This window comes from Polaribacter ponticola, from assembly GCF_026191475.2.
Classification (GTDB): Bacteria; Bacteroidota; Bacteroidia; order Flavobacteriales; family Flavobacteriaceae; genus Polaribacter; species Polaribacter ponticola.
The window spans coordinates 1,051,958-1,064,734 of sequence record NZ_JAOSLC020000003.1 but is presented as its reverse complement, the minus strand read 5'-3'; the positions used below and the strand labels follow the sequence as shown (position 1 = coordinate 1,064,734).

The 12,777-nt window shown below is 30.2% G+C and carries 8 protein-coding genes and 1 pseudogene; 6 read left to right on the top strand and 3 right to left on the bottom strand.

The features are described 5' to 3' along the window. Nucleotides 1-98 precede the first annotated feature (98 nt). The 4 genes from N5A56_RS09835 to N5A56_RS09820 all read left to right on the top strand — a co-directional run bounded on the left by N5A56_RS09835 (nt 99) and on the right by N5A56_RS09820 (nt 4,327). Complete coding sequence (locus N5A56_RS09835; RefSeq protein ID WP_265725304.1) at nt 99-1,604, top strand: FMN-binding glutamate synthase family protein; 1,506 nt, start codon at nt 99-101, stop codon at nt 1,602-1,604. A 39-nt stretch (nt 1,605-1,643) separates the two neighbouring features. Continuing rightward, nucleotides 1,644-2,300 carry a class I SAM-dependent methyltransferase gene (locus N5A56_RS09830; RefSeq protein ID WP_265725303.1) on the top strand — a complete coding sequence of 219 codons (657 nt, stop codon included), beginning with the start codon at nt 1,644-1,646 and terminating at the stop codon, nt 2,298-2,300. 163 nt (nt 2,301-2,463) lie between these two features. Further along, nucleotides 2,464-2,892 carry an FKBP-type peptidyl-prolyl cis-trans isomerase gene (locus N5A56_RS09825; protein WP_265725302.1) on the top strand — a complete coding sequence of 143 codons (429 nt, stop codon included), beginning with the start codon at nt 2,464-2,466 and terminating at the stop codon, nt 2,890-2,892. 463 nt (nt 2,893-3,355) lie between these two features. After that, nucleotides 3,356-4,327 (top strand): transposase, encoded by a 972-nt coding sequence (locus N5A56_RS09820; protein ID WP_265724304.1) that lies wholly within the window; start codon nt 3,356-3,358, stop codon nt 4,325-4,327. Between the two features lie 162 nt (nt 4,328-4,489). Here the strand turns inward: N5A56_RS09820 and N5A56_RS09815 are convergent, their stop codons facing one another. Next, nucleotides 4,490-4,894, bottom strand: a complete 405-nt coding sequence (locus tag N5A56_RS09815; protein WP_274270379.1) for a hypothetical protein — start codon at nt 4,892-4,894, stop codon at nt 4,490-4,492. Nucleotides 4,895-5,342: 448 nt separating this feature from the next. Continuing rightward, nucleotides 5,343-8,184 (bottom strand): annotated as a pseudogene (gene gcvP / locus N5A56_RS09810) (aminomethyl-transferring glycine dehydrogenase). Nucleotides 8,185-8,527: 343 nt separating this feature from the next. Here gcvP and N5A56_RS09805 point away from each other — a divergent pair. Beyond that, a complete protein-coding gene (locus tag N5A56_RS09805) occupies nt 8,528-9,052 on the top strand; it encodes a UbiA prenyltransferase family protein (protein ID WP_265725299.1) in 525 nt (174 codons plus the stop codon). Nucleotides 9,053-9,307: 255 nt separating this feature from the next. Beyond that, nucleotides 9,308-11,200 carry a phosphoglycerate dehydrogenase gene (serA, locus tag N5A56_RS09800; protein WP_265725298.1) on the top strand — a complete coding sequence of 631 codons (1,893 nt, stop codon included), beginning with the start codon at nt 9,308-9,310 and terminating at the stop codon, nt 11,198-11,200. 371 nt (nt 11,201-11,571) lie between these two features. On the opposite strand, the gene N5A56_RS09795 is transcribed toward serA, so the two are convergent. Next, entirely contained in the window at nt 11,572-12,759 is a 1,188-nt protein-coding gene (locus tag N5A56_RS09795) for a C40 family peptidase (protein ID WP_265725297.1), read from the bottom strand. Nucleotides 12,760-12,777 lie beyond the last annotated feature (18 nt).

Below are 12,777 nucleotides of genomic sequence, written 5' to 3'. Positions count from 1 at the left end.
GATGCCGTTTCAATCCTTAACGCAACATACTTGTAAACTATTTTCATCATTTCAAAGGAATAGATTATTTTTGATAGTTCGTTAAAACGTTAAAAAAAATGAGAAATACTATACTTTCAGTATTATTTGTAATAACACTTTTATGTGGATCTTTGGTTTATTTTGTGCCACAAATAGGTACTATAATTCTATTATCAATCAGTGTAATTTTAAGTTTAATTGCAATTTATGATAGTTTTCAAACAAAACATTCTTTATTAAGAGCATTTCCATTAGTAGCACGCTTACGTTGGTTGTTTGAAGAAGAGAGAGATAAAATTCAGCAATATTTTATAGAAGACAATTTAAATGGAACTCCAATAAATAGAGAAAAAAGAAGTGTAGTTTATCAACGAGCAAAATTGCAAAAAGATACGGTTCCTTTTGGAACACAACATAACGTATATGCAAAAGGTTACGAATTTGTAAAACATTCACTATTTCCTAAAAATCATCACGATATCGCAGGAGAGAGAGTTATTTTTGGTTCCGATAAATGCTCTCAAAAATACAATGGCTCAATTATTAATATTTCTGCAATGTCTTTTGGATCATTGAGTAAAAATGCAATTATGGCATTAAATCAAGGAGCAAAAATGGCAAATTTTGCACATAATACTGGAGAAGGCGGAATTTCTCCATATCATTTACAAGGTGGCGATTTAATTTTTCAAGTAGGAACAGGGTATTTTGGTGCAGGAAAATCTGTAGATGGAAAACGAGTATTTGACGATGTAATTTTTAAAGAAAATGCAATTCGCCCAGAAGTAAAAATGATAGAAATTAAATTTTCTCAAGGTGCAAAACCTGGTCATGGCGGAATTTTGCCAGCTAAGAAAAATACACCTGAAATAGCTAAAATTAGAGCAGTAGAACCTGGTACACAAGTAGATTCTCCTCCAAGCCATTCTGCTTTTTTAAATTTTGAGAGTATGATTACTTTTATTCAAAAAGTAAGAGATTTATCCGAAGGAAAACCAGTAGGAATTAAATTTTGTGTAGGTAATAATGAAGAAATTGAAGAAATGTTTAAAGCATTTTCTAAAGCTAATAATTACCCCGATTTTATTTCTATAGATGGTGGAGAAGGTGGTACAGGAGCTGCACCAATGGAATTTACAAATTATATAGGAACTCCGTTAGTAGAAGGTTTAGTATTTATAAATAAATTATTGATAAAGTATAATTTAAAAAATCAAATAAAAATTATAGCTGCTGGTAAAGCAATTGATGCTTTCGATATTATAAAGTTATTGGCTTTAGGGGCAGATTCTATTGGAATGGCAAGAAGTTTTATGCTTAGTTTAGGATGTATACAAGCTAGAGAATGTAATTTAGATACTTGTCCTGTAGGTGTTGCTACTCAAGATCCAGATTTGGTAAAAGCTTTAGTAGTTGAAAAGAAAAATGTACGAGTAAAAAATTATCACAATAAAACGATTACAGCTGTTAAAGAAATGATTGCAGCTATGGGAGTTGATTCTATTGCGGATGTAAAATCGAATCAAATCTTTAGGAGAAGAAAAGATGAAGAAGTTGTAAGTTTAGAGGAAGTTTATAAGTAATCTTAAAAGTAATAAGTTTTTTGTTGTAAAGAAAAAAGTATGAAGCCAATAAAAAAACCTTGGCCCACTAAAGATGCTATGGAACAGATTTATGAGTTAAAACTCTGGGGAGAAAACTCATCAAAATTTTATTCAGGAAATGGATCTCATCAACCAGAAATTGTAGCGCCGTATATTAATGCAATAACATTTTTTTTAACTTCGTTTAAGATTCCTATTACGGTTTGCGATTTAGGATGTGGAGATTTTAATGTAGGAAATCAACTTGTAAAATACACACAAAAATACATTTCGGTAGATATTGTATCAGATCTAATCAACTATAATAATATGAATTTTCAAGAAGAAAATCTTGAATTTCATTGTTTGGATATTGCAAAAGATAAATTACCAAAAGCAGATTGTGTTTTAGTAAGACAGGTTTTACAACATTTATCCAATGCAGAAGTAATTGCTATTGTGGCTAAATTATTAGCTTTTAAGTATGTAATTTTAACTGAACATTTACCAACAGGAGATTTTACACCGAATAAAGATATTATATCCGGACAAGGAATAAGGATTAAAAAACAAAGTGGCATTAACTTATTAGCAGCTCCTTTTAATTTTAAAGTTATTGCAGAAAAAGAACTGTCTTCTATTAAATTGGAGGATAATAAAGGTGTTATTGTTACTACTTTATATCAAGTATTTTAGCAGTTTTTCTGACATTTATTTTAGTATAACTGACATAGTTGCTGATTAATTTACCTTTTATACTTTGGCCTGATTTTAGAAGGTAAATTATTGTAAAATTGAAATTAAAATAGGTTTTGTGTAAGAATTATGCAAAGCGTATTTTTTAAATTAATAATATAGTATGAGTCAAGTAAAAGAAAATAATACAGTAAAAGTAAATTACACAGGGAAATTATCTAGTGGAGAGGTTTTTGATACTTCTGAAGGAAAAGAACCAATTGAATTTACTTTAGGAGAAGGAAGATTAATTCCTGGTTTTGAGAAAGGTTTGTTAGATATGAAATTGAATGAAAAGAAAACCATAGAAATTGCAAAGGCAGATGCTTATGGCGATGTAAACCAAGATTTAATTCAAGAAATTAAAAAAGCACAATTGCCACAAGATATGGCACCAGAAGTTGGTATGGGTTTAATTTCTAAAACACCAGACGGACAAGAAATAAATTTAGTAGTTGTTGAGGTAAAAGAAGACACGGTTGTTATAGATGGTAACCACCCTTTAGCAGGAAGAGATCTTATTTTTGACCTTGAAGTTGTTGAAATTAAATAAGTAAATAACTTTAGTTATTTTTAATATAAAACCTGATATCATTTGTTTGCAAATGGTATCAGGTTTTTTGATTTCGAGAGTTAAATGAACTTGTAAAACACTTGTTTTTTGGGGGCGATTTTCAGATTCGCTAACATTGTTGTATAAGCTTTGTTGCGTTGTTTAAGCAGTGAATTTAGTAAATAAAACACGAACGGCGAAATTCCGGAGGAATTTACCAAGTGATGTAAAAATAGCCATTAATTTTATACGTCTTAAGTTTGTCTTTTAATAAATTTGATACTTAATCAGAAAGAATAAAAGAGAGAATTAAGGTTACTATATACGGTTGAGTTTAGACTCAGACAACACTGATAATCCTCTCTCTTTTCTACTAAAATTACGTTCAGTTCTGTGAGACTTTAGATCTCGATTTTAAGTTGTTGTGATTCCAGTAGGTTATTCTTTCATAAAACATTTTCTTATGAATAAATATAGTGAAATTTTTGGAATTGACATTAGTAAAAATGTCTTCGATTGTTATGGTAGTATACAAGGTCATTTACAATTCAAGAATGATGAATTAGGCTTTAAAAAGTTTCGCAAATTACTACCCAAAAATAGTTTAGTAGTTATGGAGGCTACAGGTTATTATCATTACAGGTTTGCTCAGTTTTTGTACAAGCAAGGTATTTGTGTTTCAGTTGTAAATCCTTTGTCTATCAAGCGATTTGTACAGATGAAATTAGCAAAGATAAAAACGGATAAGGCTGATGCAAAAGCGATTTGTAATTATGGATTAACCCAAGAAGTACCTTTTTATACTGCACTTACAGATGTTCAAAGTGAATGTTTGCAGTTGTTTCGCTTGATGGATAATCAATTAAAAATAAGAACGGCTACAAAAAACAAAATTCACGGCGAAAAAGTTTTAGGAATCCCATCACCTTATGTGTATCGTTCACTAAAACGAACGCTTAAATATTTAGATAAAGAGTTAAAAGGAATAGAGCATAAATTGTTGTCTTTAGTAAAGAAAGAACATCAAAAACAGTTGACGCTATTGCAAAGTATTCCTGGTATTGGTTTGAAGACAGCGTTGTTTTTAATAGTAGTTACAGATGGTTTTAAGAAGTTTGAGACGTCATCACAATTGTGTAGTTATGCAGGAATAACACCCACAATTAGAGAAAGTGGAAGCAGTGTAAGAGGTAGAGCCAGAATAAGCAAAGTTGGTAATAGAAAATTACGGAATTTACTTTTCTTATGTTCTTTTAGCGCCTATAAACATAATAAGGGTTGTGCAGCAATATTTGAACGAATAACCAACAAAGGAAAGAGTAAAAAACTAGCATTAATCGCAGTTTCCAATAAACTATTAAAACAATGTTTTTCGATAGTTAAATCAGGAATTCCTTATGATGAAGCTCACGTTTCAGTCTTAAAAGTGAAATAAAAAAATAAAAATTATAATGATAATTTTAGCTTGTTGAATTGGAAATAAATCGACCAAAGGAGATTTATTCTACTTCAACAATGCTAGAAGACTATTGCCTAAATTTAATGAAGAATTTGTTTGGTTTTTAACTCAGTTCTTTGTTGCTAAACGTTTTTTTACCTAATTAAATATGCAAATTTCAGGTTTAGGTGAAGCAGGTCTAGGAATGAGTATTTCATTATTCAAGAATATTCGTGCTTTTATAGTGCTTGGGTTTTTAATATTTAATTTGTCAATTAATTCGGTTAATTTAAATAATATTTCATTCAAGTTAGAAGTGTTATTATTTGAATCAATTTTTATTTCGATTATTGGAGATTCAGGGTTGTCAGAATAGTTTGGTTTTTTGCCATTATTTTCATAAAATGTTTTTAATAATTTAGGTAAGTTATTAATTGAATAATGATTGTCAATAAGAATTGAATCTTTATTTATTCGAAATATGTTGTTTAATTTAACTAATCCAATAGCATTGTAATGAAAAGGAATAATTTTTCGTATTGTATCATTTTTATTCAGTTCCAAATATGGAATTGAATCTTTATTTCGAATTTCCTCAATTAATTGGGTTAACTCTTTAAAACTTATATTAATGTTAGTTAAGTTAATTTTAACTAATCTTTTTCTTTCAAATGATTCTTTAGATGGGTAAAAAAAGTTCTTTTAATAACTTGTTTTGATGTTATATCTTTATTTAGATTTTCAATTATTGGGTTTTCAGAATTATTTTTACAATTAATAAGACCTAAAAAAATGAATAGTATAAGTATCTTCCTCATATGTTTGGCAACGTCAACACGAATATGACGTCAGTTTTAATACTGAATCAAGTTCAGCACAAGTGACTTATATTCGTAGTTAGCGAAGTTAGTTTTTTTGAATTAAAAAATCAATTGAGGAAACACCTGATTTTAAAACAAAAAAAACCGCTTCACAAAGAAACGGTTTTAAAATACTTAAAAACACTGAGTGTTTACATATAATCTTCAATTGGATTACAAGAACAAATTAGGTTTCTATCTCCAAAAGCATCATCAACTCTACGAACAGAAGGCCAAAATTTATTATCGGCAATATATTCTAAAGGAAATGCAGCCTGTTTTCTAGAATATGGTAATTGCCAATCATCGGCAGTTAACATTTCTTGAGTATGTGGTGCGTTCTTTAAAGGGTTGTTTATGTCTTCTTTTGTAGCTTCAGAAATTTCTTTTCTAATAGAAATCATGGCATCACAAAAACGATCTAATTCGGCTAAAGATTCAGATTCTGTAGGCTCAATCATCATCGTTCCACCTACAGGAAAAGAAACGGTTGGAGCATGAAAACCATAGTCCATTAAACGCTTTGCAATATCTACAACTTCAATTCCTTTTTGTTTAAAATCACGGCAATCAATAATCATTTCGTGCGCAGCTCTGTTCATTTCTCCCGTATATAAAGTTGGGTAATGTCCGTTTAAGCGCTCTTTAATATAGTTGGCGTTTAAGATGGCGTTTTTGGTAGAATTTGTCAATCCGTCTGCACCCAACATTGTAATATATCCGTAAGAAATTAAGCAAGCCAAAGCAGAACCCCAAGGCGCTGCAGAAATAGCTGTAATTGCGTTTTCTCCTCCGGTTGCAATTATAGGATTTGTAGGTAAAAATGGTACTAATTGTGGAGCCACACAAATTGGGCCAACTCCAGGACCACCACCACCATGCGGAATGGCAAATGTTTTGTGTAAGTTTAAGTGACAAACATCTGCACCAATAGTTGCAGGGTTTGTTAAACCAACTTGCGCGTTCATGTTTGCGCCATCCATATATACTTGTCCGCCATTATCATGAATAATCTGTGTGATTTCCATAATAGCTTTTTCATACACTCCGTGTGTAGAAGGATATGTAACCATTAAAGCAGATAGGTTGTCTTTATGTAAAAGTGCTTTTGCACGTAAATCTTCTACATCAATATTTCCTTTTTCGTCTGTTTTGGTAACTACAACCTTCATACCAGCCATAACTGCAGAAGCCGGATTTGTACCGTGTGCAGAAGCAGGAATTAAACAAATGTTTCTGTTAGTATCTCCATTAGCTTCATGATACGCTCTAATAGTCATCAACCCAGCAAACTCACCTTGTGCACCAGAATTTGGTTGTAAAGAAGTACCAGCAAAACCAGTAATAATATTTAACTGATGCTCTAATTTTTTAAGAACTTCTTGATATCCTTCTGCTTGATTTAAAGGCACAAAAGGGTGTATATTTCCCCATTGAGGATTACTTAATGGCAACATCTCTGAAGCTGCATTTAGTTTCATAGTACAAGATCCTAAAGAAATCATAGAATGATTTAATGCTAAATCTTTACGCTCTAATTTCTTTATATAACGCATCATATCTGTTTCAGATCTGAATGTGTTAAAAATTTCGTTGTCTAAAAACGATGTGTTTCTTAAAAGGTTATCTGTAATTTTTTCTGAAGTAGAAAGTGTGGTAACAGGCGTTTCATCAACATTAAAAGCCAATTTAAAACAATCTACAATTTCATTAATTTCTTTTAAAGAAACTGTTTCATTTATAGAAATAGAAACCGTATTATCATCAATATAATTAAAGTTAATGTTATTTTCTTCAGCAATTGCTTTTAATTTTTTAGCATCAACATTTACAGTAATCGTATCAAAAAACGATGTGTTTGTTTGCTCAAACCCTAAACTAGTTAAAGCATTTGCTATAGTAACTGTTGAAGAGTGAACTCTATCAGCAATATATTTTAATCCATCTTTACCATGATACACAGCATACATTCCTGCCATAACAGCTAATAAAACTTGAGCAGTACAAATGTTAGAAGTTGCTTTTTCACGTTTAATATGTTGCTCTCTAGTTTGTAAAGCCATTCTTAAAGCACGTTTACCGTTTTTACATTTAGTAACACCAATAATACGACCAGGAATACTTCTTTTGTAAGCTTCTTTAGTAGCAAAATATCCTGCGTGAGGACCACCGTAACCTAACGGAATTCCGAAACGTTGCGTTGTACCAACTACAACATCTACACCAAATTCTGCAGGTGCTTTTAACTTTACTAATGATAAAATATCAGCTGCAACTGCTACTTTTATATTGTTTTCATTTGCTTTTGCAACGAAACTTGTATAGTCGTTAACTTGACCATGTTTACCAGGATATTGTAAAATTGCTCCGAAAAAATCATCAGCAAAATCAAATTCTTCGTGGTTTCCAACAACTAATTCAATTCCAATAGGTGTAGAACGTGTTTGTAAAACAGATAGATTTTGAGGCAATATTTCTTCGGAAACAAAGAATTTATTTGCTCCTGCTTTTTTCTTTGCTCTTTCTCTAACATTAAATAATAGTGCCATTGCTTCTGCAGTAGCAGTACTTTCGTCTAATAAAGAGGCGTTTGCAAGTTCCATTCCTGTTAAATCGCAAACCATTGTTTGGTAATTTAACAAAGCTTCTAATCTACCTTGTGCAATTTCTGCTTGGTAAGGCGTATAAGCTGTATACCAACCTGGGTTTTCTAAAATATTACGTTGTATAACACTAGGCACAATAGCTTCGTGATATCCAAGACCAATGTAAGATTTAAACACAGAATTTTTTTCAGACAATGCTTTAATATGTGCTAAATACTCATATTCGCTCATTGCCGGTTCTAAATCTAATTCGTTTTTTAAACGAATATCATCAGGTATGGTTTCTAAAATTAATTGATCTATATCATTAGCCTTAATGGTAGCTAACATTTTTTTGTTCATCTTGGTTAGGACCAATATGCCTTAATTGAAACGAATTTGTATTCATTTTTTAGTTGTTAATTGTTGCTAATTTCAATCGTTATAGTTCTGCTTTTTACAGGTCTCAAAAATAGGAATTTTTATAGATAATTTATGTCCAAAAAAGAAGATAAAAGCAGTTAATTATTAACGAATTATAAAGGTTATGAACAGAAAGGTTATTTTTGTGAAATGAAGATCTTAAAATCGGTGTTAGATTTTTACTTAAATGCTAGTATTCACGTAGCTTTAGCTGTGTATGCTTTGGTTAGAGTTACCGAGTTTTATTTAGGATTACCGTATAACGAAAATCTAAATTTTTTTATTTTTTTAGCACAATTACGGGTTATAATTTTGTAAAGTTTGCAGGTGTGGCAAAATTGCATCACAGAAGTTTAACAAACGGATTAAAAATTATTCAAATATTTTCTTTTTTCTGCTTTTTAGCCATGTGTTATTTTGTTTCTCAAATTTCTCTAAAAACACTGTTGTATTGTATTCCTTTAGAAATATTAACTTTGTTGTATGCGGTTCCGTTTTTAAGCGGATTCCATAAAAATTTAAGACAAGTTAGTTTTCTTAAAATAGTTGTTGTTGCTTTGGTTTGGGCTGGTTTTACTGTATTGATTCCTGTTGTGAATTCTGATGTTGAAATTACATTAAATGTAATTTTCTTGGCAATGCAACGCTTTTTAATTGTGGTGGTTTTAATACTTCCTTTTGATATTAGAGATGTAAAATACGATGCTATTTCTCTGCAAACAATTCCCAAAAAAATAGGCGTAGAAAAAACGAAGAAATTAGGTTTAACATTAATGATTTTTGCACTTGTTTTAGAATATTTGTTCTCTCCTTTAAGTATTGTAAAAACACCTTTTATGATGTTCTTTTTTTAGTGATATTACTCTTAATGAGAGCCAAAATAGACCAGTCTAAATACTATAGTTCTTTTTTTGTTGAAGCGTTGCCAATTGTTTGGTGGTTATTTCTTTAGGATTTCATAATTTTTAAGCACAAAATATTTTATTTTGGTAATGTGTTTTAATTATAATGCCAAATAAAACAGATATCGCAAAACTATAAAATAGCTTCCTTAATTTCTACTATATTTGTAGATTTACAGTCTATAAATGATCTAAGATTTTAAAAAAATGATTAGCACAAAAAGAAATTATATTTTTGATTTTGATAGTACATTAACGCGTGTAGAAGCACTAGATGTTTTAGCTGAAATTACTTTGCAAAATAATCCTAAAAAAGAAGAAATTATTCAAGAAATAATTGATATTACTAATTTAGGAATTGACGGGGAAATCTCTTTTACAGAATCTTTAGAACGTAGAATTAATTTATTAGAAGCTAATAAGTCTGATTTAGATGGTTTAGTAGAAGCTTTAAAGAAGCAGGTTTCAAAATCTATAGAAAGTAACAAAGAGTTTTTTGAAGAATTTGCAGAAGATATTTATGTGATTTCCTGTGGATTTAAAGAGTTTATAGATCCAATTGTTGCGGCATACAATATTCCTACAGAAAGAGTATTTGCAAATACTTTTGAATTTGATAATGAAGGGAAAATTATTAGCTTTGATGCTAATAACCCACTTTCTCAACACAACGGAAAAATACAATGTTTAAAAGACATGAATTTAGACGGAGAAATACAAGTTATTGGAGATGGTTATAGCGATTATGTAACTCGAGAAGCTGGTGTAGCAGATAAGTTTTTTGCCTACACAGAAAATGTATCAAGAGAAAAAACGACAGAAAATGCAGACCATATTGCTCCTAATTTAGATGAATTTTTATACGTAAACGATTTGCCAAGAAATATCTCATACCCAAAGAACAGAATTAAAATTTTATTGTTAGAAAACGTACATTCAGACGCTTTTAAGAAGTTGTCTAAAGATGGTTTTACAGTAGAAACAGTTTCAAAAAGTTTGTCTGAAGACGAATTAATTGAAAAAATAAAAGATGTACACGTTTTAGGAATTCGATCTAAAACACATGTTACTCAAAAAGTAGTTAATGCAGCTGAAAAATTAATGGTGGTTTCAGCATTTTGTATCGGTACAAAGCAAATAGATTTAGAAGCGTGTAAAGAAAACGGAATTGTAGTTTTTAATGCACCATATAGTAATACACGTTCTGTAGTAGAATTAGCTATTGGAGAAATCATTATGTTAATGCGTTCTGTTTTTCAACGAAGCACAGAAATTCATAACGGTCAATGGAATAAAACAGCAGAAGGTTCTAGAGAAGTTCGTGGTAAAAAACTAGGTATTGTTGGTTATGGTAATATTGGTAAGCAATTATCAATTTTAGCAGAAGCGCTAGGAATGGACGTATATTATTATGATGTTGAAGACAAATTAGCATTAGGAAACGCAACTAAAGTAGATGAATTATCAGATTTATTAGCACTTTCAGATGTAGTAACTTTACATGTTGATGATAATGCTGCAAATAAAAATTTCTTCGGAGAAAAAGAAATTTCTCAAATGAAAGACGGTGCACATTTAGTAAATCTTTCTCGTGGTTTTGTGGTTGATATTCCTGCTTTAGTAGCAGCTTTAAAATCAGGTAAAATTGCAGGAACAGCAGTAGATGTTTATCCTGAAGAACCAAGGAAAAATGGTGAGTTTTTTACCGAATTAAAAGGATTGCCAAACGTAATTTTAACACCACACGTTGGTGGAAGTACAGAAGAAGCGCAAAGAGATATTGCAGATTTTGTTCCAAGTAAAATTATGGCTTATATTAATTCTGGGAATACAGTAGATGCTGTAAACTTCCCAAATATTCGATTACCAAGACAAACAAAAGCGCACAGATTCTTACACATTCATAAAAATGTTCCTGGCGTTATGGCAAAAATTAATAAGGTTTTAGCTGAATATGATTTAAATATTAACGGTCAGTTTTTATCTACAGATCCTAAAGTTGGTTATGTAATTACAGATTTAGACAAAGAATATAACACAGAGGTTTTAGATGAATTAAGAAAAATAGAAGGAACAATTAAGTTTAGAGTTTTGTATTAACCTTAATATACGTCATTGCGAGGAACGAAGCAATCTTTTTATTAAAATTAAATATTATAAATATCCTTCAGTTTTTAAATTGAAGGATATTTTTTTGAAGCTATTTCCTGCTTTTCGTTATATCTTTTTATTTTCTGTCATTGCGAAGTTTACTTTTTTGTAAACTGTGGCAATCTCATAATTAAAAACAGATTGCTTCGTTCCTAGCAATGACGCTTATTTATTTTAGTAATAAAAAGGGATGCCACTTCAATCAGGGCTAAACATGTTTGCAAACATTTTGTTATTGCAAAGTTTACTTTTTTGTAAACAATGGCAATCCCACATTATTAAAAAAAGATTATTTTAACAGTCTTTATTGTAAAGATATCTTAGAGCTTAATTTTCTCTTTCAAATTAATAATCATTTCATCTTTTACACCTAAGTAGCGTTTACTTCCTAAATATCTATTCTTATTAAATTCATCATACTTAGTATGATTTTTATCCATAGAACTTAAATGAACGTTCCCAGAAGCGTGAATAAATTCCATTTTATCGTTTCCTAACCAAATACCAACATGCACAACACGTTGTTTCTTTTCTTTAGTTGCTTTTGTACCAAAGAATAATAAATCTCCTTTTTCTAAATCATTAAATTCTAAATCAGAATCTACGGTTTTACCAGCATTAACTTGTTGTGATGCATCTCTTGGTATTATAAAACCATTCATTAAATAGACCATTTTAGTAAAACCACTACAATCTATTCCTTTGCTAGAAGTTCCTCCCCATAAATAAGGGAAACCATCCATTTTTTTTGCAACATTTTCTATATTGTTTTGTGTTACTTCTAAGTTAGTAAGCCAAGATTCGAATAAGGTAGCTTCGTTTCTTTTTACAAAACCTTTTCTTTCATCAGGATATTTAACTTCTATAAAATCTTTATGGAAAGCTATATATTTTAATACTCCTCCTAAAGTAATATCAGAAATAATTTGAGAATTTTCATCCCTTTTAGCGTAAACATATCCAAAATTTTTGGTAAATATTATTTTCTTTCGGTAATTCCAAGTATCAAAATCTTCTTTATTCATTCTTGTAATTCCGCCTTTATCAACCCAAGAAATATAATTGTCAGGAGTTTGTACTCGATAGAAATCTCCTTTTTTATCTAGTACTTTTAAAGGCATTCCTAGTATACCTTGTGTGCCTAATTCCGCAGAATGTTTAGGTTTAGAACGTATGTTTATTACAGAATTTCTAGCAATTGCATACTTTAAATCACCAACAGCAGAATCTGGTAAAACACGTACATTATTTGTAAGCTTTAATTTTCTATGATTCAAACTATCTATGAGAATAGAAAAAGCTTTTTTAGAAGTTGTTTCTCCTTCTAAAATTAATTGATTATCTGATAATTCAAAATTAACATCAAATAACTCAACTCTCTTATCAGGTGCGAATTCAGCTTTTATAGTAGCATGAATATTTTCTAATTCGGAAATATTTATTGTTTCTTTTTCACAAGAAATAAAACCAATAAATAATAATAGAGAAAAATATTTTATTATTTTCATTGAAATGTTTTTTGCTAA